Source organism: Dyadobacter sp. CY356, assembly GCF_021440195.1.
In the GTDB taxonomy this organism is placed as follows: Bacteria; Bacteroidota; Bacteroidia; order Cytophagales; family Spirosomataceae; genus Dyadobacter.
Genome location: NZ_JAJTSZ010000005.1, coordinates 97,572 through 122,874, shown reverse-complemented (window position 1 = coordinate 122,874; position 25,303 = coordinate 97,572). Strand labels below are relative to the sequence as shown.

General features: G+C 39.7%; 24 protein-coding genes. 16 read left to right on the top strand and 8 right to left on the bottom strand.

The genetic code is table 11. The features are described 5' to 3' along the window. Positions 1 to 68: 68 nt before the first annotated feature. Positions 69 to 776, bottom strand: coding sequence for a thioredoxin domain-containing protein (locus LXL81_RS17170; RefSeq protein ID WP_234648030.1), 708 nt, complete (start codon positions 774 to 776; stop codon positions 69 to 71). A 129-nt stretch (positions 777 to 905) separates the two neighbouring features. On the opposite strand from LXL81_RS17170, the gene eno reads away from it, so the two are divergent. The 6 genes from eno (at position 906) to LXL81_RS17140 (ending at position 6,670) form a co-directional block, all read left to right on the top strand. Then, positions 906 to 2,177 (top strand): phosphopyruvate hydratase, encoded by a 1,272-nt coding sequence (eno, locus tag LXL81_RS17165; protein ID WP_234648029.1) that lies wholly within the window; start codon positions 906 to 908, stop codon positions 2,175 to 2,177. 81 nt (positions 2,178 to 2,258) lie between these two features. Continuing rightward, positions 2,259 to 2,558, top strand: coding sequence for a septum formation initiator family protein (locus LXL81_RS17160; RefSeq protein WP_234648028.1), 300 nt, complete (start codon positions 2,259 to 2,261; stop codon positions 2,556 to 2,558). Between the two features lie 44 nt (positions 2,559 to 2,602). Beyond that, positions 2,603 to 3,121, top strand: a complete 519-nt coding sequence (locus tag LXL81_RS17155) for a low molecular weight protein-tyrosine-phosphatase (RefSeq protein WP_234648027.1) — start codon at positions 2,603 to 2,605, stop codon at positions 3,119 to 3,121. A 59-nt stretch (positions 3,122 to 3,180) separates the two neighbouring features. Continuing rightward, entirely contained in the window at positions 3,181 to 4,713 is a 1,533-nt protein-coding gene (gene gpmI, locus LXL81_RS17150; protein WP_234648026.1) for a 2,3-bisphosphoglycerate-independent phosphoglycerate mutase, read from the top strand. A 108-nt stretch (positions 4,714 to 4,821) separates the two neighbouring features. Next, positions 4,822 to 5,421 carry a hypothetical protein gene (locus tag LXL81_RS17145; RefSeq protein WP_234648025.1) on the top strand — a complete coding sequence of 200 codons (600 nt, stop codon included), beginning with the start codon at positions 4,822 to 4,824 and terminating at the stop codon, positions 5,419 to 5,421. A 298-nt stretch (positions 5,422 to 5,719) separates the two neighbouring features. Then, positions 5,720 to 6,670: a hypothetical protein gene (locus tag LXL81_RS17140; RefSeq protein WP_234648024.1), complete on the top strand. Its 951-nt coding sequence runs from the start codon at positions 5,720 to 5,722 to the stop codon at positions 6,668 to 6,670. Positions 6,671 to 6,746: 76 nt separating this feature from the next. Here LXL81_RS17140 and LXL81_RS17135 read toward each other — a convergent pair whose 3' ends face one another. The 4 genes from LXL81_RS17135 to LXL81_RS17120 form a co-directional block, all read right to left on the bottom strand. Continuing rightward, complete coding sequence (locus LXL81_RS17135) at positions 6,747 to 7,637, bottom strand: polyphosphate kinase 2 family protein (protein ID WP_234648023.1); 891 nt, start codon at positions 7,635 to 7,637, stop codon at positions 6,747 to 6,749. A gap of 30 nt (positions 7,638 to 7,667) precedes the next feature. Next, on the bottom strand, positions 7,668 to 8,249 hold the full coding sequence (rdgB, locus tag LXL81_RS17130; protein ID WP_234648022.1) for an RdgB/HAM1 family non-canonical purine NTP pyrophosphatase: 582 nt from the start codon (positions 8,247 to 8,249) through the stop codon (positions 7,668 to 7,670). A gap of 96 nt (positions 8,250 to 8,345) precedes the next feature. Then, on the bottom strand, positions 8,346 to 9,251 hold the full coding sequence (locus LXL81_RS17125) for an FKBP-type peptidyl-prolyl cis-trans isomerase (protein WP_234648021.1): 906 nt from the start codon (positions 9,249 to 9,251) through the stop codon (positions 8,346 to 8,348). 57 nt (positions 9,252 to 9,308) lie between these two features. Continuing rightward, positions 9,309 to 10,343 (bottom strand): bifunctional oligoribonuclease/PAP phosphatase NrnA, encoded by a 1,035-nt coding sequence (locus LXL81_RS17120; protein WP_234648020.1) that lies wholly within the window; start codon positions 10,341 to 10,343, stop codon positions 9,309 to 9,311. 202 nt (positions 10,344 to 10,545) lie between these two features. Here LXL81_RS17120 and LXL81_RS17115 point away from each other — a divergent pair, with 202 nt between their 5' ends. Continuing rightward, entirely contained in the window at positions 10,546 to 10,965 is a 420-nt protein-coding gene (locus LXL81_RS17115; protein WP_234648019.1) for a nucleoside-diphosphate kinase, read from the top strand. Positions 10,966 to 11,039: 74 nt separating this feature from the next. On the opposite strand, the gene LXL81_RS17110 is transcribed toward LXL81_RS17115, so the two are convergent. Then, the gene (locus LXL81_RS17110) at positions 11,040 to 11,561 is read right to left on the bottom strand and encodes a fasciclin domain-containing protein (RefSeq protein WP_234648018.1); all 522 of its coding nucleotides are present in this window, start codon (positions 11,559 to 11,561) and stop codon (positions 11,040 to 11,042) included. A gap of 94 nt (positions 11,562 to 11,655) precedes the next feature. Between LXL81_RS17110 and LXL81_RS17105 the strand changes: the two genes are divergently transcribed. The 8 genes from LXL81_RS17105 (at position 11,656) to LXL81_RS17070 (ending at position 21,721) form a co-directional block, all read left to right on the top strand. Further along, positions 11,656 to 12,291, top strand: a complete 636-nt coding sequence (locus LXL81_RS17105; RefSeq protein ID WP_234648017.1) for a DUF1080 domain-containing protein — start codon at positions 11,656 to 11,658, stop codon at positions 12,289 to 12,291. A 221-nt stretch (positions 12,292 to 12,512) separates the two neighbouring features. After that, on the top strand, positions 12,513 to 13,949 hold the full coding sequence (locus LXL81_RS17100; RefSeq protein ID WP_234648016.1) for a histidine kinase: 1,437 nt from the start codon (positions 12,513 to 12,515) through the stop codon (positions 13,947 to 13,949). A 71-nt stretch (positions 13,950 to 14,020) separates the two neighbouring features. Beyond that, a complete protein-coding gene (locus LXL81_RS17095) occupies positions 14,021 to 14,803 on the top strand; it encodes a LytTR family DNA-binding domain-containing protein (RefSeq protein WP_234648015.1) in 783 nt (260 codons plus the stop codon). Positions 14,804 to 15,126: 323 nt separating this feature from the next. Beyond that, a complete protein-coding gene (locus tag LXL81_RS17090) occupies positions 15,127 to 15,879 on the top strand; it encodes an isoprenyl transferase (RefSeq protein ID WP_234648014.1) in 753 nt (250 codons plus the stop codon). A 6-nt stretch (positions 15,880 to 15,885) separates the two neighbouring features. Continuing rightward, positions 15,886 to 18,477: an outer membrane protein assembly factor BamA gene (gene bamA / locus LXL81_RS17085; protein ID WP_409013919.1), complete on the top strand. Its 2,592-nt coding sequence runs from the start codon at positions 15,886 to 15,888 to the stop codon at positions 18,475 to 18,477. 51 nt (positions 18,478 to 18,528) lie between these two features. Then, complete coding sequence (locus LXL81_RS17080; protein WP_234648013.1) at positions 18,529 to 19,149, top strand: OmpH family outer membrane protein; 621 nt, start codon at positions 18,529 to 18,531, stop codon at positions 19,147 to 19,149. Between the two features lie 10 nt (positions 19,150 to 19,159). Next, positions 19,160 to 19,816 (top strand): OmpH family outer membrane protein, encoded by a 657-nt coding sequence (locus LXL81_RS17075; protein WP_234648012.1) that lies wholly within the window; start codon positions 19,160 to 19,162, stop codon positions 19,814 to 19,816. A 288-nt stretch (positions 19,817 to 20,104) separates the two neighbouring features. Beyond that, the gene (locus tag LXL81_RS17070; protein WP_234648011.1) at positions 20,105 to 21,721 is read left to right on the top strand and encodes a hypothetical protein; all 1,617 of its coding nucleotides are present in this window, start codon (positions 20,105 to 20,107) and stop codon (positions 21,719 to 21,721) included. A 105-nt stretch (positions 21,722 to 21,826) separates the two neighbouring features. Here the strand turns inward: LXL81_RS17070 and LXL81_RS17065 are convergent, their stop codons facing one another. Together LXL81_RS17065 and LXL81_RS17060 are read right to left on the bottom strand one after the other, a co-directional pair. Then, the gene (locus LXL81_RS17065; RefSeq protein ID WP_234648010.1) at positions 21,827 to 22,768 is read right to left on the bottom strand and encodes a lipoprotein signal peptidase; all 942 of its coding nucleotides are present in this window, start codon (positions 22,766 to 22,768) and stop codon (positions 21,827 to 21,829) included. A gap of 50 nt (positions 22,769 to 22,818) precedes the next feature. Next, positions 22,819 to 24,021 carry a proline dehydrogenase family protein gene (locus tag LXL81_RS17060; RefSeq protein ID WP_409013926.1) on the bottom strand — a complete coding sequence of 401 codons (1,203 nt, stop codon included), beginning with the start codon at positions 24,019 to 24,021 and terminating at the stop codon, positions 22,819 to 22,821. Between the two features lie 181 nt (positions 24,022 to 24,202). On the opposite strand from LXL81_RS17060, the gene LXL81_RS17055 reads away from it, so the two are divergent. Then, positions 24,203 to 25,297 (top strand): chorismate mutase, encoded by a 1,095-nt coding sequence (locus LXL81_RS17055; RefSeq protein WP_194123636.1) that lies wholly within the window; start codon positions 24,203 to 24,205, stop codon positions 25,295 to 25,297. Positions 25,298 to 25,303 lie beyond the last annotated feature (6 nt).

Sequence of the window (25,303 nt, the reverse complement as noted above, 5' to 3'; positions counted from 1 at the left end):
ATTAAAATAGAAATACACCAAAAAATCCCGTCGAAATTCGGCGGGATTTTTTGGTGTTGAATAATAATTTAAATATTTTCATCAATCAACTTTTTAAACTCTGCTTCTTCCATCAACCCATTTTTCCGAAGAATCAATTTTCCTTTTTTGTAAAACAGAAACGCAGGAATTTCATCAATACCAAGCTCCTTTGCCAGTGCTTTATTCTGGTCGTAGTGGATTGTTTCAATGTTAGCTTTTGACTTATATTCTTCTGCCAGCTTATGCACTGTTGGAAGCATTTTGATACAGGGAGCACACCACGTTGCGTAAAAATCGACCATAACCAGTTTATCAGAGCTTATAAGTCTTTTGAAATCCGCTGTGCTCATTCCCTTATTCACGGCACTTGCATCCTTTGGTGCATCGATCAATTTGCCGGATGAAGTCCATTTCATAAAACCACCCTGCATTTCATAAATATCGGTAAAACCTTTTTCATGAAGGACTTTGGCCGCTGCTGAACTGCGTCCGCCGGAAAGGCAATAAACAAATACCGGTTTATTTTTATCAAGTTTTTCAACCTTTTCTTTAAACGCAGCATTTCTGTAATCGATATTTTCTGCACTTTCCAAATGCCCCTGGCCAAATTCCTCGGGTGTTCTAACATCCAGCAATTGCGCCTGTTTGGTCGCATTCAGCTTATTTTGAAAATCATTTGTAGATAACTGGGTCTGCGCCAGTACAGCGGAGCCAGTTAGCAATATGCCCAGAAATGATATGAGAATACTTTTCATGTTATAAAATTTAATTCTATGATAATGTAAATTTACCTTAAAATAGATTGCCGGCTCACGTATGACATTTTTTTTGTGTTATTTTGTACCGTTAATATATCCAATTTCAAATCAAACCCAAAGCTGCAAATGAGTACGATTCAGTCAGTACATGCAAGACAAATTCTGGATTCAAGAGGAAACCCTACAGTAGAAGTAGATATTCGTACCGAAAATGGTTATTTAGGACGCGCTGCGGTGCCGTCCGGAGCATCAACCGGTAAACACGAAGCAGTAGAACTTCGCGATGACGACAAGAGCGTTTACGTTGGAAAAGGAGTTTTGAAAGCTGTTGAAAATGTTAACGATATCATTTTCCCTGAATTGATCGGCGCTTCTGTTTTCGAACAAAACCTGATTGATAAAATAATGCTTGAATTGGATGGTACGCCAAACAAAAGCAAGCTGGGTGCTAACGCAATCCTTGGTGTTTCTCTGGCAGTTGCCAAAGCTGCGGCACAGGAAGCTGGTCTTCCTTTGTACCGTTACATCGGTGGTGTTAATGCAAACACACTTCCGGTTCCGATGATGAACATTTTGAACGGTGGTAGCCATGCAGATAACTCAATCGATTTCCAGGAATTTATGATCCTTCCTGCGAAAGCTGATACTTTCTCTGAGTCTCTTCGTATGGGTGTTGAAGTGTTCCACACTTTGAAAACTGTATTGAAAAGCAAAGGATATTCTACTAACGTTGGTGACGAAGGTGGTTTTGCTCCAAACATTAAATCAAATGAAGAAGCGATCGAAATCGTTATTCAGGCGATCGAAAAAGCAGGTTACAAACCAGGCGAAGATATTTTCATCGCTATGGATGCTGCCGTTTCTGAATTCTACGAAGATGGTTTCTACCACTTCAAAAAATCAGATGGCCGTAAACTGACATCTCCTGAAATGGCTGACTACTGGACTCAGTGGGTTGCTAAATATCCAATTATCTCGATCGAAGATGGTATGGACGAAGATGACTGGGCAGGTTGGAAAACACTTACTGAATCAGTTGGTTCTAAATGTCAGTTAGTAGGAGATGATTTGTTCGTAACAAACGTAACGCGTCTACAACAGGGAATCGAATCTCAGATCGCTAACGCTATTTTGGTTAAAGTAAACCAGATCGGTTCTTTGACTGAAACAATTGATACTGTAAACCTTGCAAAAAGAAACAGTTACAAAACAATCATGTCTCACCGTTCTGGTGAAACTGAGGATTCTACAATTGCTGACCTTGCAGTAGCGTTGAACACAGGACAGATCAAAACTGGTTCTGCTTCCCGTTCTGACCGTATGGCGAAATACAACCAGCTTCTTCGTATTGAAGAGGAATTGGGAGAAAGCGCTTACTTCCCAGGATTGAAATTCTAATTTAAGTTTAATAAAACCGGAGCTCAGGCTCCGGTTTTCTCTTTTCCCGGCATGATCGATTTTAAAAGTCTTATACCGCACATGCGCAAATTCTATACCGCAACATTTGTGGTATGGCTTGTCTGGATTTTGTTTTTGGATAACAATAATCTCAAAGTAGTTTTGTCAAACCGTGTCAAAATGAAAGAGCTGGAAAAGGAAAAAGTAATCCTGGAAGATAAAATTAAACAAGTTAAAAAAGAGCGTAACGAAGTATTCGGTACGCCTAAAATGCTTGAAAAATGGGCAAGAGAAAAATATCTGATGCGCAAACCGCATGAAGATGTTTATGTAATCGTAGATGAAAACAACCAGCCCATTGAAAGTAAACAGGAAGAGTAATTTTTAGCTATTCTTCAAACATTAACCAATATCACTCCTGCGCCTTGATTAACGTACTTTTTATTTGTTTAGGGAATATTTGCCGGTCTCCCATTGCAGAAGGCGTTTTTAAAGCACTTGTTAATGAAAAGGGACTAGATCATATTATCCAATGCGATTCTGCCGGTACGGGAGCTTATCATATTGGCAGCTTACCGGATAAGCGCATGAGAAAAGTAGCATTGTCTCATGGCATCACACTGACACACCAGGCAAGACAACTTTCTTTCGAGGATTTTATAAATTTCAACTATATCATGGCCATGGACAAATCCAATTTCGAAAATATTCGAAAGGAAAGCTTCCGTGCGCATGGATTTTATTTGCCCGAAGATCAGTTATATTTATACAGAATGTTCGATCCTGAGCGAGGTGAGGCCGTTATTGTGCCAGATCCTTATTACGAAGAGCTTCCGGCCTTTGACAATGTATATGAAATTGTTGAACGCAGCGGAAATGCTTTTTTAGATTTTTTGATAGAAAAACATGGATTGACAAAAGAGAAAAATTATCAGGAAAATTAAGCCCGGTAATCTGGTGTCAGCTAATTAATATAAAGCAGGAATTTTAAACAAGTACGAAATTGGGAAAAAAAGTAATTCTTATCATCATGGACGGCTGGGGAATCGCCAAGGCCGGAGAGGAAAATCGTTCAGCGGTTTTAGCTGCCAACACTCCATTTTACGACAGCATATTAACAAAATATCCTCATAGTAAACTGGAAGCAAGCGGCCTGGCCGTTGGTTTGCCGGATGGTCAAATGGGTAACTCGGAAGTTGGACATACCAATCTGGGTGCCGGCCGTGTTGTTTATCAGGATCTGGTAAAGATAAATCTGGCGGTTTCTTCGGGAACACTGGCCAACGAACCGGTATTGGTAGATGCATTTACTTTTGCAAAAGAAAATAATAAAAAGGTACACTTCATCGGATTGGTTTCTGATGGTGGTGTGCATTCTCATATTGATCACGTAAAAGGGCTTTGCAAAATCGCGGCTGATAAGGGTTTAAGCAATGTATTTGTTCATGCTTTTACGGATGGCCGTGACACAGATCCAAAAAGTGGTCTGGGTTTTCTTACGGAGTTGCAGGAAACCATGACATCTTCAACCGGGCAAATTGCAAGCGTTACAGGTCGCTATTACGCAATGGACCGTGACAAACGCTGGGAACGTGTGAAACTTGCTTACGATGCCATGGTTTTAGGCGAAGGTAAACATGTAAAAGCGGACGGCATTTTGGCAGCAATTGAGGAATCTTACGAAGCAGGCGTGTCGGATGAATTTATCCAGCCGATTATTGCTGTAAAGGAAGATGGTTCGCCGGTTGCGGTTATTGAAGAGAACGATGTAGTTGTTTGTTTCAACTTCCGTACAGATCGAGGGCGCGAAATAACAGAAGCACTTACGCAGCAGGATTTTCATGAGCAGAATATGCACAAACTGAACCTGCGTTACATTACAATGACTAATTATGACGATACCTTTAAAGGTGTATCTGTCATTTTTGACAAAGATAATCTTAACAATACTTTGGGAGAAGTTTTGGAAGGTGCCGGTAAAAAACAGATCCGCATTGCCGAAACTGAAAAATATCCACACGTAACATTCTTCTTTTCCGGTGGACGTGAAAAACCGTTTGAAGGTGAAAGCCGTTTGTTAAGTCCTTCTCCAAAAGTGGCGACTTATGATTTACAACCAGAAATGTCTGCTTTTGGTCTTCGTGATCTGATCGTTCCTGAGCTGATAAAAGAAGAGGTTGACTTTGTTTGTCTGAATTTTGCCAATGCGGATATGGTGGGCCATACCGGGGTTTTTGAAGCTGCTGTAAAAGCTTGCGAAACGGTTGACCAGTGTGTACAATCAGTTGTGACAACCGGATTGGAACACGGATATACTTCGATAATTATTGCAGATCATGGCAATTCTGATTATATGGCCAATGATGATGGGTCACCAAATACGGCGCATTCGCTGAATCTGGTTCCGTGTATTTTGGTTGACAATGATTATCAAAAACCGATTAAAGACGGTAAACTTGCTGATATGGCACCGACAATTCTCGAATTAATGGGGATTGAAAAACCGCTGGAAATGTCCGGTAATAGTATTCTTTAAACTATACGCCAATAAAAGGTGTTATTTTTGTCAGAGAGTCTGCATCAGGCTCTCTGATTTTTTTGTGCTATAACTGTTAGATTTTCGATTTTGCTTCTTCACAGAAATATGAATAATAAAGTAACAATTTCATCTTTTCAATTTTCCTTATTTACCCCTATTCTATATGTCTTACTTTTTCTGACCAGCTGTGACTCTGCGCAGGAGCGGGAAAGTAAGGTCATGACTTATTATGATCTAAAAGGATTTATTGAATCGCAGGTTTCCTCGCTCAATAAAGAAAAGCCGGAAGTTACCAAGACCATGCGCGTATCCGGTAAAAACGAAACGCTGACGTCACGTAATATGGATTGGAAAAAGGAACTGGAATTATTTATACAGGCTGATATCAATAAGCCGGCGTATAGCAAAAGTTATGCAATTACTAAACCGGATTCTCTGACAGTTTTATATAAGCTAAAAACAGAAGAAAGTTTGCCTGTACGATATTTGAAAATAGAAATGGATAAAATATCCGGAACGCCGGTTGTTATTCAGGCCTTATTACGCTCTGAGAACAAACTATATCAATCGGAAAAAAATATAGAAATGCATGGATCATTTCAAGGCGGCAAGTGGCATTTAGAAAATTACATAATTAAAGGATATCAAAAACTCGCTACCATGGAGAAGAAAGAATTTGATGTAAGCGCAAAAGTAAAGCATTAAAATTCTATGTTACAAGTTGTCCTATTTTGCCCTAATTTGTGTGTGGTGTCCTCAGGATTTTTCTTTGAATGAATTACCTGTTACATGATGCGTTAAATTCTGTGATTTGCTTTAATAATTCATTATATGCCAAATTTTAAAGAATTCGCAGTTTTTTGTTTTGTGTAAATATATTTTTCAGTTGTTATTGATAATTTTCAGTTGATTGAAAGGCTAGGGAATGATATTGTTTATTGAACTCTCAGAATTTAACTGAAATCTAAATAAATCAAACATTACATAACCTAAATTATTATCAATGCAGCAGCCAGAACAAAAAAACAAGCAAACAATAGCATGGGCAATGGTAGTTGTCCTGGGTCTAGCGACAGCCATGTTTGGCTATCTTTTCACAACACAGAAAAGTGAATTGACTCAACAAGAATCAATGGTTGTAGAAAAGGCCAGAGAATTGGCACTTACTAAAACAAAACTTGATTCTATATCGACAGTTCTTGACACAAAAATTGCTGAAATCGAAAAGTTGGGCGGAGATGTTTCAGAGCTTACCAAAATGAAAACGCAGCTGGAAGCAGATAAAGCAGCTTTCAGAAGAAGCAACAAAGTTGAAACTGGAAAATATCTTGCTAAGATCAAAGAATACGAAAAATTCCTGGTTGAAAAAGACGAAGTTATCGCTCAGCTTAAACTTGAAAACGAGCAATTGGTAGCTTCAAATGATTCGCTTAGTACCCACGTAGGAACGCTTACTAGCGAACGTGAAAGGTTGGTTAAACGTCAAACGGAATTATCGGATTCAGTAGTAACCTTTACCGCTGTTAATAAAGAACTTTCTGCAAAGGTGAGTCAGGCAGCAGCTCTGAAAGCGCAAAACCTGAAAGTACTAACCGTTAATTCGAGAGGAAAAACAAAAGACAAAGAAGAATACAAAGCTAAAAGAGTTGATAAGTTGAAACTGGTTTTCAACCTACCTGAAAATGCACTTACAGCACAGGAATCAAAAGATATTTATTTAAGAGTTCTTGATCCGCAAGGAGCAGTGGTTGCCAATGACGCAACAGGTTCAGGAGAGTTTGAAGTTGACGGTGCGCCTTCTAAATTCACAGCACGTGAATCAGTTGCTTACCAGAACAACAATCAGAAAGTTGAGATGCTTTATGATAACTCGCAGCTTCGTCCTGGAAAATACAGTGTAGAACTTTATTCAGAAGGTTATAAAATCGGTGGAACTAATTTCACGATCAAATAATAACTCTGACAGTGTTTGCGAATAAAAACAGAGCCGGGCAAATGTCCGGCTCTGTTTTGTTATATAAAAGCATTAATTACACCTCGTTCTGATTTTTAATTATCTCAATAAAACGTTGCAGCTCTTCTGCTCTTGCAGGACTGACTTCTGGATAATCCATATCCATTTTTTTCAATTCTTCAATAATTATACTACCCACAATTAGTCGCATATTCTTTTTGTCATCAGCCGGAACAACAAACCAGGGCGATTTTTTTGTTGCTGTTTCATTGATAGCTTCCTGATATGCCTCCATATATTCGTCCCAGTGATCGCGGACTTTAACGTCCTGCTCCTCAAATTTCCAGTTTTTATTTGGATCTTCAATCCGTTCAATCAGGCGTTCAGCCTGTTCTTTTTTTGAAACGTTCAGGAAAAACTTGATTACGCGAATTCCGTTACGATACAGGTATTTTTCAAGATTTTTAATATCAGAATAACGCTGATCCCACAATTTATCCATATCCTGAGTCAATTCCACCGGCAGTCTCTGTGAATTTGTCAGGATGGTCGGATCAACTTTCACAACCAGTACTTCTTCGTAATAACTGCGGTTGAAAATTGTAATTGTACCACGCTGAGGCAGTAAGTTATTCGTTCTCCAGAGAAAATCGTGGCCAAGTTCAGTTTCTGATGGTCTTTTAAAGGAGTGAATTTTAACACCTACGGGATTTACACCAGCGAGCACGTGTTTGATTGTTCCGTCTTTTCCCGCAGCATCCATAGCCTGAAAAATTATGAGCAGTCCGTAACGGTTGTGCGCATACATTTTACTCTGCAATTCGTCCATTTCCTTGACAAAATCAGCGAGCATCAATTCATATTCGTCCTTATCGTCATAGATATCCTTAAAGCTAGTATTCGCTTTTTTGATATCAAATTTTTCTGTGCCGTCAACGCGGAATTCGCTCGACTTGAAGTGCGACATATTTTAGGGATTTTAGTTAATCAGATGAATTTATATCGTGTAATTTTTTAAAAATTCTTCCAGTTTGGCAAAAGCTCTGGCGCGGTGGCTGAGACCGCCCTTTTCTTCCATTGTCATTTCAGCAAATGTGCGGTTATGGCCTTCGGGAATAAAAATCGGATTGTAGCCGAAGCCATAGGTTCCGCGTTTTTCCAAAATAATTTTCCCTTTTATTTCCCCGTCAAACTGGTAAAATTTTCCATCGAGGACAAGTGTGATCACTGCCACAAACCTTGCATTGAAATTATCTTTACCCGTCATGTTTTTGATAACAAGATCCATATTATCGTCAGCATCGCGCTGAGGGCCCGCATAGTAGGCAGAATGCACGCCGGGTGCGCCGTCCAATGCCTCAATTTCAAGTCCGGAGTCATCAGCAAAACAATTTACTGCGTAGTTATTCCAGACAAATTCAGCCTTTTCGTAAGAGTTTTCAGGAATGGTATCGTGCGTTTCGGGGATTTCTTCTTCGCAGCCAATTTCTTTTAATGTGGTTAAAATAAAAGAATCTCCAAGCATCGCCTGTACTTCTTCCAGTTTATGCTGATTATTGGTTGCAAAACAGAGTTTCATTATGTGTTTTTATAAGAATGGTTTGAAAATGCAGTTTAACAAAAAACGGCCACTTCAGAAGAAGCAGCCGTCTATTATTTTCTATCCTTACCCGAATTATCTCGTTGGAGCAGGCATTGGAGGTGTTGCCGGTTTAGCACCTTTTGTAAAGTCGATCAATTCAACATCAAACAGCAATACTGAATTTCCCGGAATTGCACCTGGTGATCCGTCTACACCGTAAGCTAATCCTGAGGGAATGATCAAAGTGCGTTTTCCGCCTTTTTTCATCGACATAATTCCTTCTTCCCAACCTGGGATAACCATACCAACGCCAACCTGGAAGTCAATTGGTTTTCCTGCATTTTTAGAACTGTCAAATACTTTTCCGTCCAAAAGTTTACCAGTGTAGTGAACTTTCACGTTATCGCCTTGTGTAGGAGCTTCGCCGGTTCCAACAACATCATCAACATAATACAGACCAGAAGCCGTATGCTGTGCTTTTGCAGTCAGGTTATTTTTTGTAAGATAATCCTGGATCACTTTTTCGTCAACTGCTTTCTGTTTAACACCAGCTTCTGACTGTTGTTTCTGGAATTCCTCAGACGTAAGAACGCTCAAAACTTTAACTGTAAAAGTAATTTCTGAACCTTTTTTGATCATTGGAGGCAAAGGCTGCATCATTTTTGCAAAAAGTGTATCTGCATTAATGAAGAATTTCGCGCTGTCGCCGGCTGCAAGCATAGCCAAACCTTCTTCGAAACTTCCTTTAAAAGGAGGAGCCTGAAGAACCAGTTTTACAGGAGTTTTATCTTTGTAAGTATCACGTAGCGTTGAGTCAGCTCCGTTTTTAAGAACCAGGTGGAATGACATGATATCACCAAGTTTTGCTTTCCGGGCAGCATCATCGTGCTCGAAAATCTGATACTTCAGACCACTTTCAGTAACTTTTGTCTTATACTTGTCGCAAGCTGTGGCGAGAATAGCTATGCCTAGTACATAACCGATTGATTTAAGATTCATTGGATTGTATTAATTAAAAAATATTTATGTGAATGTTATATTATTTGTATTTTGAGATTAATCAACTTTCAGTAATTCTTCTTTGTATTTAGGAAGTATGGATAAAAACAGATCAACAGTATCGTTAATAGAAAGCTCAGTTCTTCCGCCTGATGCATTTTTGTGTCCGCCTCCACTGAAATAAGTACTCGAAACCTCACGAACTGAAAAGTCGCCTACCGAGCGGAAAGAAATTTTTATTTCTCCTTTTCTTTCAATGAACAATGCAGACATCACGACGTTTTCGACCTGCAAACCGTAATTGACGATACCTTCCGTCTCACCCGGACTTGAATTAAATCGGGCAAGTTCTGCATCGGTCAGCACCATATAAGCTGTACGGTATTCAGGCAGAACAATTAATTTTTGAGACAAAACATATCCCAGAAATTGTAAACGGGATAGCGGCGAATTGTCATAAATCAATCTGTGCACGCGGCTCGTGTCAAATCCTGTCAGCATAAGATCTGCAATCGCCAGATGAACTGCCGGCGTTACATTCCCATGTTTGAAAGAACCTGTATCAGTCATTATTCCTGCATAAAGGTTTTCTGCCATCGCTATGTCAAAAACCGATGTGGTCGGAACATCACCTTCAATTTTTTTTATTAACGCATAAACAAGCTGAGCTGTTGCGGCGGCCGTCGTATCCCAGACCATCCATTTTGCAAAATGTTCTGGTTCCAAGTGATGATCAATCAGCAATTTAGGTGCTTTTGCATCCAAAACTACTTTTCCAAGATCTTTCAAACGGGACAGTGCTGAAAAATCAAGACAGCATATCAGCGTGGCCTCATCAATTTTTCTTTTGCATTTTCCTTGCTCACCAGACTTTTCATATACCAGAACTTCGCTCATGCCAGGAAGCCAGCGAAGGTTTGCAGCATAATCTGTCGGGCTGATAACGGTTACAGTATGTCCTTTTTTAGATAAATAACTTGCCCATCCAAGCGAAGAACCCAGCGCATCTGCGTCAGGATCTCTATGCATCGTGATGATGATTTTTTGAGGAGTAGATAGAAAAGCTACTAGCTCTTCAACAGTTTGATTCACAGTTATTTAATTCAAAAAGAAAATTTGGACCCGGCAATTCGATGACAAAATTAACAAAACTGTTGGGATTTGTTTAATGTTGACAACGAAAGGCTTAATCAGTAGTGAATGTTTTTGCCTGAAAATGAGGTTCCGGGCAGATTTGATGACTATATAAAATGAAAATTGTAGTTTTGCATCAAAATAAATTTTAGCAAACTGTATGTCAACCAATAAGACCTTCACGATGATTAAGCCTGATGCCGTATTAGACGGAAATTCAGGTGCTATTATCAAAATGATTGAGGCTGCCGGATTCCGTGTTGTAGCTTTGAAGAAAACACAAATGACTCCGGAACGTGCGGGTGAATTTTACGCAGTACATAAAGAGCGTCCTTTTTATAACGATTTATGTGCTTACATGTCATCAGGACCGATCGTGCCTATTATTCTTGAAAAGGAAAATGCAGTTGCGGATTTCCGTACACTGATTGGTGCTACCAATCCTGCCAATGCTGAAGATGGAACGATCCGTAAATTGTTTGCAAAATCAATTGAGGCAAACGCAATCCATGGTTCTGATTCTGATGAGAATGCTGTAATAGAAGGTAGTTTCTTTTTTGCTCATACGGAGCAGTTTTAATGAACTGGTATTGTAAAATAAAAGCGGGCCTGATGTTTCAAACATCAGGCCCGCTTTTATTTTGGAAGATTGTATTATTTGATATTTTTCAAGCTGTGGTCAACAACCTGAATCGAGCCATTGTCAGCATTGACATTTTTAGTTATTACGTATGCAAGTTTATTTAGTTGGAGTGGCGCATCTGCTGAGGCTTGTGTCACTACAATACTATCACCTTTCAAAATGGTTGGATATTTTTGAACCTTCAATGACTCAAAAGTAAGATTTTGTTTAAGTATGTGTCTATAAACAAAAGCTCTTATCGAATCCTTAGGCATTGCATTGATTTGAGCACTTGTAATTTTGGAATTTAAAAATGCTGCATTGTTAGGAGCAAATAATGTAATGTTTTCAGTTCTCAATGCATCACCCAAATCGTTCGCCAGAATTATTTCGCGTAACGTTGAAAATTCGCTGTTTTGAAGAATTACATCCGTAATTGTTTTAGGCTTTACAATGTCGCTATCTTTTTCGGTACAGGATGTCACTATTCCGCCAAATAATGTAACAATCAAAAAAAATGCCGCGTAACGACTTATAAAGTTATTTTTTTTCATAGCTTCGGTTCAGTTTAATTTTTGTAAAACTAATGTAAATAGTAGTTTGGTGAATTTTAAAACTAATTTTTTTTATCCTAATCCCAAAAACAAGATGTTAAAATTTAAATTTCTGACTGCATTATGTGCAGTGATTTTGTTTACCAGTTCTGCTTTTTTAGCAACGAAGGACGATGTAAATGCGCCGGAAAAGAAAGCGGTAAAGCTGTTTAACGGTAAAGATTTAACAGGCTGGAAAATCAACGGTACCGAAAAATGGTATGCTGAAAAAGGCGAGTTAATCTGCGAAAGCGGTCCTGACAAGGAATACGGTTACTTAACAACGGACAAGTTTTACAAAAATTTTGACCTGACACTGAAATTCAAACAGGAAGCAAACGGAAACAGCGGCGTTTTTTTCAGATCAACTGTGGATGGAACGAAGGTTTCTGGCTGGCAGGTTGAGGTTGCACCGCCAAACCACGATACCGGAGGAGTTTACGAATCTTACGGTCGTGAATGGTTGCAGAAAATTCCCGACGAAAAAGAAGGGTTTCTGAAAATGGGTGAGTGGAATACATTGCGCATCCGTGTAAATGGCCCAAAAGTACAAACCTGGTTGAACGGCCATGATATGGTTGATTTTGAAGATGCAAAAATTGGTGCCGGAGACGGATCAATCGCGCTGCAAATTCACTCGGGCGGTGGAATTAAAGTACGTTGGAAAGATATTCTTCTTGAAGAATTGTAAAAATCAGCATTCTGAATTTACTTTCATTTCCAAAGTTTCGAAGTTCATGCTGCATTAATCCGCAGTTCATCGGAAATAGATAAGAAAACGGCCTCATGGCTAATAGCTTTGTGTTATCAAAAACACATTCTGTTAGCCATGAGGTTTTTTATTTTATATTCTTTACCGGATATAACTTGGAAATGTATCCTTTGAAATGAAGATTTATCATATAATTACTGATGGAAGAAACCAAAAAGAAACCGCTCCGCATGAATGGAACTTCGCTGGAAGGCAGGGATTTCAGTAACATGAATCTGGAAGGAGCGGATTTTAGCTTTTCAAGTCTGGAAGGAATAAATTTTGACGGCTCTAATCTTCGTGGTGCAAAAATACGTTTTGCTTCCCTGGAAAATGCAACCTTTAGAAATGCGGATCTTACCAACGCCGATTTAAGTTTCAGCAGTCTGACAGATGCAGACATGACCGGGGCTAAAATCGAAGGTGCCAATTTCAGTTTTTCCTCCCAGGGCAAATCATTCAAATGGCAGGATTTTAAATTGATCGGATTGATCCAGAGCCAAAGCTGGCTTGGAACGCTGGTCGCCATTATCATTGGTGCCTTGATGCTTTATGGAACAAGCGCGATCATTTATTTCACACTGGAAATTTTATACACATCCAATCCTGTACAGGTGCAGCTGAATAAATATCTGATTGCTCAAAATATTGTTAGCGGAGTGGCAGTAGTGCTCATTGCTCAAAATATGGCAATATGGCTCGATTCGATGATTGAAAAAGTTTTTTTACGGCATCTTGCCCTGAGTGCAGTTGTAACGCTTGTTTTTTTAGGAATTAATGTTGGTATGTTCTTCGCGTTCGGGCAAAAGATATTCAAAGCCCTGGCGGCCGAATCACCACAGCAGGCAAGGCAAAATGGTGTCTGGTTTTATTACGCAATTGGCCCCTTGATCATAGCAAACGTATTTTATTATCTGAATCGTCAGGGTAGGCAACTGTCCAGAAAGATCTCCGAGCAGGAATATCAGCTTTTGAATCTTGAAAAATTGAAAACCAGGGCAGAGCTGGACGCATTGCAGGCACGCATTAATCCGCACTTTTTATACAACGCCCTGAATAGTATCGCAAGTCTCGTGCACGAAGATCCGGATAAGGCGGAGGAAATGACTTTATTATTGTCAAAGCTATTTCGGTATACAACGGGCAGGAAAAATAATGACTATTTTGACAGCATTAAAAACGAACTGGAAATGGTGCATACTTATCTTCAGGTTGAAAAAGTCAGATTTGGTGATCGGCTGCAGTTTGGTGTGGAAGTAACAGACCCGGAACTGAATAGTCTTCTGGTTCCGAAATTTATCCTCCAGCCGATTGTTGAAAACGCGATCAAACATGGTATTGCCAAACTGGCCGACCAGGGGAGAATTATTGTAAAAATTTACGAAGAAGATGGATGGCTTCACCTTTGCGTTCATGACAACGGACCGCTTTTTTCTGATACCATGGGAGCAGGTTACGGTATCCGCAGTATCCAGGACAAACTGAAATTATTATACAGCGAAGATGCTGCCATTGAACTTCATAATAAACCAATAAAATCCGTTAATATTTCAATCCGAAAATCTGCTATTCAGGCTAGTGAAGAGAAGGTGAAGTAGTTTACCGGTTTAAATTGATATAAAATAATTGAAAACTCTGCAGAGATTTCATCACAAAAAAATAATCTGAAATGACATTTCCTCTAAAAACAATATTGATTGATGATGAGCCGCTTGCATTAAGCAGGTTGAGAAGATTATTGGAAAAACATCAGGATACTTTTGTCATTGTTTCAGAAGCAAGAAACGGGGCAGAGGGTTTGGTGGAAATTGACAAACACAATCCGGAAGTAATATTTCTGGATATAGAAATGCCGCTTTTGAATGGTTTTGAAATGCTGGCAAAACTAACCAAAATGCCATTGGTCGTTTTTTCCACCGCATATGATCAGTATGCAATCAGAGCTTTTGAGGAAAATTCTGTTGATTATTTGTTGAAACCTGTTGAAAACGAACGGCTTCTGAAAACGATCGATAAAATCAGGAATATCCTGAATGCAGGTTTTAAAACGGGAGAAAGTAAAAATCCTTATTCTGATAATCTGCTCAGGTTGCTGGAAGAAATGAAACCTAAAAAGGAGATATTTTCATTGTCGGTAAAGTCGGGAGATCGCATTTTATTGATTCCGTTGACAGAAATTACGCATTTTGAAGCGGAGGAGAAATATGTTTTTCTGAACACCCTGGACGGACAAAAATATCTTTTAAACTATACACTCACATCGCTGGAAGAAAAATTACCTGCTCACTACCTGCGCATCAGCCGGGGAGGCATTGTTAATTCGCACCATATCAAAGAAATTCAGAAACATTTTAATGGCAAATATCTGGTCGTAATGCGCGACAGGAAAGTCTCTCAACTGCAAAGCGGAAGCACTTATACCGAAGTCATCCGTCATCTTCTTGATAATTAATCACCTTGCTTCACGGCGTCTTGTTCAAAATATTGATTTTGAAGACGCCATACTTATTCCTAAATTGCGCCCTTGTTAAAATCCGACGACTGTGTTTTTAGTTTAATGTACTGTTTATCAGTACCTTTATCCTAAGAGCTCAAATTATTGTTATTGAAATTTACAATTTTTCGACACAATTGGGTGACAAACTGCGTACACAAATGGGAACAGATGGTATGCATTGCGCGTCAGATTAAAAAAAACATCAAATAGAATTTATAAGATCGGCGTATAATGGTTCGTTTGTTTTTGTTAAAAAAGGTTAAAAGAGTTCAGCTATAATGAAAGAACTCATTGATTCGGGCAATCTGCCAAAGCACATTGCCGTTATCATGGACGGTAACGGGCGTTGGGCGCAGAACCAGGGAGCGGCACGTGTATTCGGCCATCGGAATGCGATTAAGGCAGTGAGAGAGGTGACCGAGGGTTGTGCTGAACTTGGCGTTTCCTATCTAACCCTTTATGCGTTTTCTACCGAGAACTGGGCTCGTCCGCAGTTTGAAGTCCGTGCTTTAATGGAATTGTTAGTCCAGTCTATCCGCAATGAAATTCCTACCATGCTGAAAAACAATGTGCGGCTGGATACCATCGGAGATATGGAAAGTCTTCCTGCAAGTTGCCAGAACCAGCTCGCAGAAGCGATTGAGATCACCCGTGAAAATACCGGGCTGAACCTTATCCTTGCATTGGGATACAGCGGAAAATGGGATATTGTGCAGGCCACCAAAAAGCTTGCAGCCGAAGTGCAAAAAGGAATTTTAAAGCCGGAAGAAATCAACGAAACTTTGTTGAATAAACATCTTTCCACACTAGATCGTCCTGAGGTGGATCTGATGTTGCGTACGGGTGGTGATCACCGGATCAGTAATTTTTTGTTATGGCAGCTCGCTTATGCGGAGCTGTATTTTTATAAAGACCTTTTTTGGCCTGATTTCCGCAGGGAACATCTGTATGAGGCAATTTTGGCATACCAGAAAACGGAACGTCGTTTTGGTAAAACCGGTGAACAAGTTAAAGCGAATGGAGCTAAGTAGAATTATATGAACCTGGTGAGAAACTTTATTAAAACATTCGTAAAAAGTAATTGGGCATTAACAGGAGTTCTGTTATGCTGGTGTTTTTCGGCTGAGGCGCAAAAGATAGGATTAGGGAGTAATGCAAAGCCCGCGGCAGCTACTGCCAATATGGGAATTGATCCGGCCAACCCAAAAGAATATACAATCGCAGAAGTTACCGTTTCAGGAACCCAGTTTCTGGACCCTAACTCTATGGTTTCTATTTCAGGATTAAAACCTGGTGATAAAATCCGCGTTCCTGGACCAGCAATTCCTTCTTCTATCAAAAGAATGATGGATTTCGGTACTCTGGATGATGTGGAAATCGCTGCGACAAAAACCGAAGGAGAAAAAATCTGGCTTAATATTCACATCAAGGAGCGCCCTAGACTTTACAAAGTATCGTTTTCCGGTATTCGTAAAGGTGAAAGAGAAACGCTGAATGATAAAGTAAAGCTGATCAAAGGACGTGTAATTACGCCGACGGTTATTAAAAATACCCAGCTTGTTATCAAGAAATATTATCTGGATAAAGGTTTTTACAATACCAAAGTGAAGGTGCTTCAAATCCCCGATTCTACACGTGGACAAGCAACTTTGAACTTTACGATCACCAAAGGAAGTAAAGTGAAGATTGAAAAAATTGATATTGAAGGAAATGAAGATATCAGTGACCGTACGCTGAAACATAAAATGAAAGGTACCAAGCAGAAACGCATTGGCCGTTTGTTTAATCCTTCAAAATACATTCCTAAAAAATACGATGAGGATAAAGAAAAGCTGATCGCTTACTATCGTAAAAACGGTTACCGTGATGCTACGATCGATTTTGATACCATTACAAACAATGGCGAAACGATCAGTATCAAGATGAAAATTGATGAAGGCAAAAAATACTTTTACCGTAATATAACCTGGACTGGTAACTATTTATACCCATCAAAAGCACTTGGAGAAAAACTGGGTATTGCCAAAGGTGACGTTTACAATCCGGAAGAGCTTGATAAGAAAATCAATGGTATTCCGGGAAATGATATCAGCTCGATTTACATGGATGACGGTTATCTTTATTTCCGTATCGAGCCTACTGAAAAAGCGGTTGAAGGTGATTCGATTGACGTGGAACTTCGTATGTATGAAGGAAAGCAGGCAACGATTAACCGTATCATTTTGAATGGTAATACCAAAACAAGTGACCGCGTAGTATTACGTGAGCTTTTCACATTGCCGGGACAAAAATTTAGTAAAACTGAAATTATCAACACACAGCGTCAGTTATCTCAAATGGGTTATTTCAACCCGGAGAAAATTGTTCCGAACCCGATCCCGAATCCTCAGGATGGAACGGTGGATATCGAATGGAATGTGGAAGAAAAACCATCTGATCAGATTGAACTTTCCGGTGGTTGGGGTGGATATATTGGTTTTGTAGGAACGTTGGGTCTTGTTTTCAACAACTTCTCATTACGCAACATTCCAAACAGAGAAACATGGAGACCGCTTCCTTCAGGTGACGGACAGAAATTATCGCTTCGTTTCCAGGCCAATGGTAAGCAGTATCAAACGTATTCGCTTTCATTCAGCGAGCCTTGGTTAGGGGGTAAAAAACCGATCAATTTTGGTGTTTCTTTACAGCACACTGTTTACCGGGTAGCAAATTATAACTCGATTTATTCGTCAGGTGGCTCAGGAAGTGTTAACTATCGAGGAGGATATTACAACAGTGGTATTACAGTGTCCCTGGGCCGTCGTTTGAGAGAGCCGGATCGTAACCTTGTTTTAACACACTCTTTATCTTACCAGCGTTATCGTCTGGATAGTCTGGATATCTTCCGGATTGGTTACAGCAAAGGGGTTTCTAACAATATTTCGTTCAATACTACGATTTCCAGAAATACTTTAAGTGACTTCCAGTTTCCGAGAAGCGGATCGAATATTTCGTTAAGTATGACCTTGACTCCGCCATATTCATTGATTCGTAAGAATGGTTACAAAGATGTTAGCGATACCTATCGTTGGGTAGAATACAACAAGTGGATGTTTGATGCGACTTATTATGCAACCATTACCGGTAAACTGGTAATCAGTGCCCGTACGCACATGGGTTATCTGGGTAGATATGGTACTAAACTTGACTTCAGTAAATTCGGCCGGTTTATTGTCGGTGGTTCGGGTTTAGCAGGTCAGGGTTCATTCTCGCTGGCTGATCAGGACATTATCGGTTTACGTGGTTATGAGGATCAGAAGGTTGGTCCTTTGACAACGAGCGGATATCCGGCGTCGGGTGGTGGTGTTGTTTATAACAAATTTGTATCGGAACTTCGTTATCCGGTTTCTCTGAATCCACAGGCAACGATATTTATTCTTGGTTTTGCAGAAGCAGGTAACAACTGGGGAAATTACAAAGAGTTTAATCCTTTTGATCTGAAACGTTCTGCGGGTGTTGGTGCGCGTATCTTTATGCCGGCATTTGGTCTTTTGGGTATTGACTGGGGTTACGGATTTGACAGTATCCAGGGTCAGAGTAAGAGAAGTGGTGCACAATTCCACTTTACGATCGGTCAGCAGATCAGATAATATATTAGTTTGCTTTTCGTTAAAACAGTTTAAATTATTAGCGGGCCAGGCATGAAGAAGATTTTTATTTTGCTAGTTTTGTCCTTTATTTCAATTGGAAAAGGAATAGCCCAGAAATTTGGCTATGCCGATATGGAATTCATAACCAGTAAAATGCCCGAATATCAATTGGCACAAACGGAAATGAAAAAGTTTTCGGAAAAGTGGGCCAAAGAAATTTCGGATAAATTTGCTGAGGTTGGAAGAATGCAGCGGGCTTATATGGCTGAAGAAGTTTTATTAACGGATGATCTTAAAAGAAAGAGACAAACGGAAATAAAAGAAAAAGAGCAGGAAGCCCGTGAATACAATAGTAAAATATTTGGTATGGAGGGTTTGCTTTTCCAAAAGAAAAAAGAACTTATGAAGCCATCTATGGAAAAAGTCCAGAGGGCAGTTTCCAAAATATGTATCCAGAAAAGGCTTGATTTTATGTTTGATAAATCAAGTGATGTCGGGATCATTTATTCAAATCCGAAACATGATTATTCGGATTATATTATGGAAGAGCTTGGGATAGATGGCCAGGCTTCAAAAGCAACAGCAAAAGAGGAGATAGCAAAAGAAAAACCGACGGTAGCGCCTAAAGAAAGCTCCCCTAAACAAAAAAGTACAAACAGTAAACTTAAATAGTAACAAAACAATGAAACAAAAATTGATAGTGCTTTTGGTCGCGATGGCCATGCTTAGTACCCCTCTTTTGGCACAAACAACACCTGCTGGCGGTCTTACAAAAATTGGTTATACCAATGTAGATTACGTTATCAGCAAGTTGCCTGAGAGTAAACTAATGCAAAACCAAATTGAAGTTACCAAAGCGCAGCTTGATAAGGCGTTAGGAGAAACTTATAAAGAGGCTCAGGAAAAGTATGAAGCTTATCAGAAAAACGGTGCTCAGATGACTGACGTAATCCGTGCTGATAAAGAAAAAGAATTGCAGAATCTGCAAACCCGTATCACTGAAATGCAAACAAATGCACAACAGTCTTTGCAGGCTAAGCAGCAACAATTGCTTGAACCAATCCTTACAAAGGTTAACAACGCAATTCAGGAAGTAGGTAAGGAAAGCGGATTTCTTTATATCCTTAATATGGATGCAGGTCAGGGAACAACGCCTATTATCTTGTTCGCGGCTTCTGAAGAAAACAATGCTACAAACCTTATCCTAAGAAAATTGGGTGTAGATCCTGACAAAATTGAAGCAGCAGCTCCTGCGGGCGCTAAACCTGCGACAACAACACCAGCAGCAGCAACAAAGCCAGCTACAACAGCTCCGGCAGCAACTCCTAAGAAAAAATAATCCGGAGTTTTTTAATAAGTTATTAAAATATAAAGTACCGGAGAGTAGCCTTTAACAGGTTGTTCTCCGGTATTTGTTTTAGTAAGGCAGTCATTCAAGTTCTGATAATTGGTGAATCAGAAATTTGATAATATTCAAAAAGTACAAATTTAATATTTAGCTGATTTCTGGGTTTTGCGTCTTCTAAAAAAACAGAATGATTCAGAACGTTAAGCATACAGGATTTGTTAATTTTGCGTTATGGAAGTTGCATCCCTAAGCTCATAAAAAAATTATATTTCTGAAATTATGGTTTTAAAAAATATCTTTTACTTTCTCATTTTTGCGTTAACGATAGTTTGGTCTAAACCGCTTCGGGCGCAGGATAACACGCATTCAGGCAGTAATGGTGCTTTACAATTAATTTTCCCAAAAGAAGCTGATTGGAATACATTACCGGAAGGAAAGGAAATAGATTTTCATTTGCAGGTAAAGGGTGGAAAGAGTGATTCTGTTCGTTACAGTATTGCGAGCGGATTCAGGCGTGATATGAAGTTTGATTCCCTTGGACATTTCATCTGGACACCAAGTTATGATATAGCAGATCGGATTAATACAGTCAAATTGTGGCCTATTGTTTTTGAAGCTACAAACCAGGCGGGTGAAACAGTATCGCAGCAGATCGCTTTTAAAATTGTACATGTCAACAGAGCCCCCGAAGTTGATGAACTGAAACCTTTTTACGTTCAATATAAAACCCAGAATACCTATCAGATCGATATGAATTCTGTTCGGGATAGTGATGGTGACCCTTTGGTTTTTATTCCTGTTTTGGAAGGAATGCCGGAAGGAATGAAGATGAGTGCGGCAGGTGAAATTGTCTGGGACCCTTCCACAACACAGTTTAATTTATTGAAAAAAGGGCCGAGATATATTGATTTTTATGTAGAAGATCAGCCTTCGAAAGTAAGGACAAAAGGTCGCTTGAAACTGGAAGTAACGCAAATGGATCTTGAACCTGATTTCAAGGTCATTCCGCAAAATCAAGTTATAAAAAGTAAGGAAAATAACCGGATCAACCTGAAATTTACTTTGTCTGATCCGAATGGAGATGATGATATAACAACTTTTGGTTTTGTATCCGAAAATAAAAATATTCCGGAATCTGCATTAGTTAAAAATGCTCCGACGAGTTATGAGTTTATCTGGGAGCCTGGTTATGACTTCGTCAGAGATCCTTTTGACTCTTTGGCTTTCAATATCACTTTTTACGTGCTGGACAAAGCGCAGAATAAAAAGGAAAGAACTTTACGTTTTATTATTGAAAACACAGTGAATGAATCCGAACGCGATGCATACGTTTATGGCCTCTACCGCGGCGGACTTATCACTGCGTGGAGTTTGCTCGAACAAATGAAAGAGAAGGAGGGAGAGCTTAAAAAATCATATAGCAGGGCGAAAAGAGGCAAGAGAAGCCGTTCCCTGATTAATGCTTCTCTGGGTGCAACAACCGGTCTTGCTCCTGTTATTTCACCTAACAATGTTAATAACAGAGGCTATATTACTACGCTTGGCGGAACAACAGTTGCGACTATGGGAACGTTAGAAGCGACAGAAGTTATCGGTAAATCGACCAATAGCCTGCTTGATCGTTTTAATTATGTAATGCAGAAGAAAAACGAACTTCAAAATAAGGGAGATGTTTTTTCAAGAGAATATGCACAAAAATCAGCACGTCGTTCACCTGACTTTGTTCGTAAACTGGATGAATTTAAATCCTTAATGAACCTGAGCGGATTGGTAGCACTTGAACTCGACGCAAATTGGGAAAACAAAAAAGCGGCTGGCTATGATGATAAAAAGATCGATGCAGCACTGAAGAAGACATTTAAAGATTTTATGCCTTTGGAAAAAGAAGAGCAATAGTAATTTTGATTTTTTCAATCTGACAGGAAACATATAAAACCAAAAAAGAGAGCCGGCAGCTCTCTTTTTTGGTTTTATATGTTTTGATAGACCGCAAAAGAATTTCTATTTCTCCGTAGAAGATTCACCTGGTTTTACAATCTCCTCACTTTCAAGATTAATCATGGAAGAAGAAATATCCTGAGATGAATCAATATCTACATTTTCATCTTCGGTTTCCACAGTTGAAATCAGTTTATCCGAAGAAGCAGATTCGATGGGTTCAGCAATTTCTCCGGTTTCAAGGTTAACCATGGACGCAGCAACATTTCTGGATGGATCAAGATCTAAATTATCATCAGAATTCAAAATATCCTCCGTGTGGGTAACTGATGTTTTGGTTACCTCATCAAAACTGTGCGGCTTTGAAAGGCTTTCAGCATCTTCATGGTCAGGAATAACTTCCGGAGTAACTTCTTCTTCCTCAGGTGTATAAAAATGACCCTGAAAGATAAGAATACTACAAACGCCAAGGAAAATACATGAATCTGCAATATTGAAAATTGGCGTGGAATAATATTGTCCACCCCAGACCGGAACCCATTCAGGAATAAATCCTTCCCAGAAATCCACAAAGATCATATCAATAACCTGTCCGTGGAACCAGGGAGTCGGCGAACCATATGGCGCATTATCCAAAAAGACACCGTAAAAAGTACTGTCGATAACATTTCCAACAGCGCCGGCCAGGATCATGGACAAGGCCCATAATAAACCCTTGGAAGCACCGGTACGGGCAAGATGAACCAGATACCACCCGATGGCGCACATGGCCAGTAATCGGAAAAGTGTTAAAAATAGCTTTCCATATTCATGGCCCAGCTGCATGCCAAAAGCCATCCCGGGATTAAGTACATAATGAAGTTTAAGCCAGTTGCCAGCCAATAATATCTGTCCGGAAAAACCAGGCTGCATGTATTTAAAAACCAAAAGCTTAGACAATTGGTCAATTGCAATCAACAAGACACTAAATAATAAATACCGGGCAGGATTTTTTGGTTGATTCATTCTTTATTAATTACAATTTATATCACTATGCCTGTAAAAGTAGTAAGTTCTTATAAAGAACTTACCCCTCTTCTGTGCATTTCGCTTTTTACAAGCAGATACTCTCTGCTGCTTTGTCCGGCTATGGAAGTATTTTCTTCTGCACGGCGGATCAGATAGGGAAGCACTGAATCGATCGGGCCATAGGGCACATACTTGGCAACGTTATAACCAACCTTGGCAAGATTGTAAGAAATATTGTCGCTCATTCCTAAAAGCTGGGCGAAGTAAATTCGGCTGTCATCGTTTTTTAAACCAAGTTTTTTCATTTTGCAGGTACAGTATTGAGAGCTATACTCATTATGCGTACCCAGGCAAATCGAAATATGTTCAACATTTTCAAGACAAAAATCGATAGCTGCATTGTAATCCTTATCCGTCGCTTCTTTTGAAGTATGGATCGGGTTGAAATATTCCTGCTCCCGGGCTCTAATACGCTCTTTTTCCATGTAGGCACCTCGCACAAGTTTGCCGCCAAGCGCGTATCCTTTTTGACGTGCAACCAGGTAAGCACTTTTCAAGGCTTGCAAGGTTTCATGACGATAGAATTGATAAGTATTATAAACGATGGCTTTTTCTTTGTTGTATTTTTCCATCATTTCGTAAGTCAGGTCGTCAATAACATTCTGTACCCAGCTTTCTTCTGCATCTATAAAAATGCGTACATTAAGCTGATGAGCCTGTGAACAAAGCTTTTCAACCCTTTCTCTTACACGCTCAAAAGCAGCAGATTCGGAAGCGGAAAGTGTTTCTTTACGTTGTACTTTTTCCAGAAGGTCGGTTGAGGCAATTCCCGTAATCTTAAAAACCGAAAATGGGATAGCCTTGGATTCTGAAGCCTTCTGAATGGTACGTAAAATTTCAGCTGCCGTAGCATCAAAACTATTTTCGTCATCTTCTCCTTCAACGGAGTAATCCAGAATTGTCCCAACACCCGAACCGGCCAATGTTGAAATCGTTTGCTGGCAGTCACTAATCGTCTCACCGCCACAGAATTGTTCAAAAATCGTGTGCCGGATAAGATTTTTTATAGGTAAGTGCAGCTTTAGAGCAATCTTTATAAAAAAAGTGCCTAAATTTACCACTCGAGCCTGGTTCATTAAGCTAAACAACCAATAGGTTTTCCTGAGTTGAGAATCTGATTTTGAAGCAAATGCTATTGAAGTGTCTTCAAAAAATACAGGGATTTGATCTTTTTGTGAAGCGTACGCCATTTTTAAGTTTATCATAAGTGGGGTCTTCATGGTTTATTTTAAACCAATCAGGCAAAAGTTATACAAAAAAGGGTTGTATTCTTTTGGAGCATCAAATGTACGGCAATCCGTCAAATACGCATAATACCGAGTCGAAATATTATAGTTATCTTATTGTTTTATTAAGGACAAGTTTTTGAATATGAATGCTTCTCTAGATATCCTTCCGCTAAGTAGTTGGATCAATACCGAAGGAAAACCTTTGGTAATCGCCGGACCTTGCAGTGCAGAGACCGAGGAACAAATGTTGGAAACCGCAAGCCAGATCAAAAAAGAAGGATTTGCACACGTACTTCGTGCGGGAATTTGGAAGCCAAGAACTCGTCCGGGAAGTTTTGAAGGGATGGGCGAAGCGGCATTGCCATGGTTGCAAGCTGCAAAAAAAGAAACTGGATTGCCTGTGGCTATTGAGGTTGCAAATCCTCAGCATATAGAATTGGCGTTGAAATATGGTGTAGATATTCTTTGGGTTGGTGCCCGTACTACAGTAAACCCATTCAATGTTCAGGAATTGGCAGAAGCGCTTAGAGGTGTGGATGTTCCGGTTCTTGTTAAAAATCCTGTTAACCCTGATCTTCAATTGTGGATTGGTGCTCTGGAACGTTTGAACCAGGCGGGTGTTAAGAAATTGGGTGCAATTCACCGTGGATTCTCTAACGCGCAGGAAACAAAATATCGTAATTCTCCAATGTGGAATATAGCGATCGAATTGAAAACATTGTTCCCTGAACTTCCAGTGATCGGCGATCCTAGCCATATGGCTGGAAAGCGTTCATTGTTGTTTGAAATTGCACAACGTGCACTTGATTTGAACTATGACGGTTTGATCATCGAATCGCACCGTGATCCGGATAAGGCGTGGTCGGATGCTTCGCAGCAATTAACTCCTCCTGCTTTGGCGGAAATGTTGCATGAGCTTCACGTGCGTAAAGAATCTTACCCGACAGATTACCAGTCTCAACTGGAAGTTGTGCGTGGTAAAATAGATCACCTTGACCGCGAATTGCTTGAAAACCTTGCAAACCGGATGTCATTGGTTGAAAAACTTGCTGAGTACAAACGTGATAATAACGTTGCGGCTTACCAGGTTGATCGTTTCCGTGAAGTTTTGGAAACGCGTGCGGCATGGGGAAAAAGCTTAAACCTTTACCCGAATCTTGTTGACGAACTTTTCAAACTTGTTCATATGGAATCTATCCGTAAACAGACTGAGGTGATGAATCAGATCAATGCTTAATTGCTG

Bases quoted from the DNA above. Each gene is read 5' to 3' on its own strand.
- LXL81_RS17115 (WP_234648019.1), top strand. From the start codon at position 10,546: ATGTCAACCAATAAGACCTTCACGATGATTAAGCCTGATGCCGTATTA.
- rdgB (WP_234648022.1), bottom strand. From the start codon at position 8,249: ATGAAACTCTGTTTTGCAACCAATAATCAGCATAAACTGGAAGAAGTA.
- LXL81_RS17055 (WP_194123636.1), top strand. From the start codon at position 24,203: ATGAATGCTTCTCTAGATATCCTTCCGCTAAGTAGTTGGATCAATACC.
- bamA (WP_409013919.1), top strand. From the start codon at position 15,886: ATGAACCTGGTGAGAAACTTTATTAAAACATTCGTAAAAAGTAATTGG.
- LXL81_RS17090 (WP_234648014.1), top strand. From the start codon at position 15,127: ATGAAAGAACTCATTGATTCGGGCAATCTGCCAAAGCACATTGCCGTT.
- LXL81_RS17070 (WP_234648011.1), top strand. From the start codon at position 20,105: ATGGTTTTAAAAAATATCTTTTACTTTCTCATTTTTGCGTTAACGATA.
- LXL81_RS17065 (WP_234648010.1), bottom strand. From the start codon at position 22,768: ATGAATCAACCAAAAAATCCTGCCCGGTATTTATTATTTAGTGTCTTG.
- LXL81_RS17110 (WP_234648018.1), bottom strand. From the start codon at position 11,561: ATGAAAAAAAATAACTTTATAAGTCGTTACGCGGCATTTTTTTTGATT.
- LXL81_RS17145 (WP_234648025.1), top strand. From the start codon at position 4,822: ATGAATAATAAAGTAACAATTTCATCTTTTCAATTTTCCTTATTTACC.
- LXL81_RS17105 (WP_234648017.1), top strand. From the start codon at position 11,656: ATGTTAAAATTTAAATTTCTGACTGCATTATGTGCAGTGATTTTGTTT.
- LXL81_RS17075 (WP_234648012.1), top strand. From the start codon at position 19,160: ATGAAACAAAAATTGATAGTGCTTTTGGTCGCGATGGCCATGCTTAGT.
- LXL81_RS17125 (WP_234648021.1), bottom strand. From the start codon at position 9,251: ATGAATCTTAAATCAATCGGTTATGTACTAGGCATAGCTATTCTCGCC.
- LXL81_RS17170 (WP_234648030.1), bottom strand. From the start codon at position 776: ATGAAAAGTATTCTCATATCATTTCTGGGCATATTGCTAACTGGCTCC.
- LXL81_RS17060 (WP_409013926.1), bottom strand. From the start codon at position 24,021: ATGGCGTACGCTTCACAAAAAGATCAAATCCCTGTATTTTTTGAAGAC.
- LXL81_RS17160 (WP_234648028.1), top strand. From the start codon at position 2,259: ATGCGCAAATTCTATACCGCAACATTTGTGGTATGGCTTGTCTGGATT.
- LXL81_RS17140 (WP_234648024.1), top strand. From the start codon at position 5,720: ATGCAGCAGCCAGAACAAAAAAACAAGCAAACAATAGCATGGGCAATG.
- LXL81_RS17135 (WP_234648023.1), bottom strand. From the start codon at position 7,637: ATGTCGCACTTCAAGTCGAGCGAATTCCGCGTTGACGGCACAGAAAAA.
- eno (WP_234648029.1), top strand. From the start codon at position 906: ATGAGTACGATTCAGTCAGTACATGCAAGACAAATTCTGGATTCAAGA.
- LXL81_RS17080 (WP_234648013.1), top strand. From the start codon at position 18,529: ATGAAGAAGATTTTTATTTTGCTAGTTTTGTCCTTTATTTCAATTGGA.
- LXL81_RS17100 (WP_234648016.1), top strand. From the start codon at position 12,513: ATGGAAGAAACCAAAAAGAAACCGCTCCGCATGAATGGAACTTCGCTG.
- LXL81_RS17095 (WP_234648015.1), top strand. From the start codon at position 14,021: ATGACATTTCCTCTAAAAACAATATTGATTGATGATGAGCCGCTTGCA.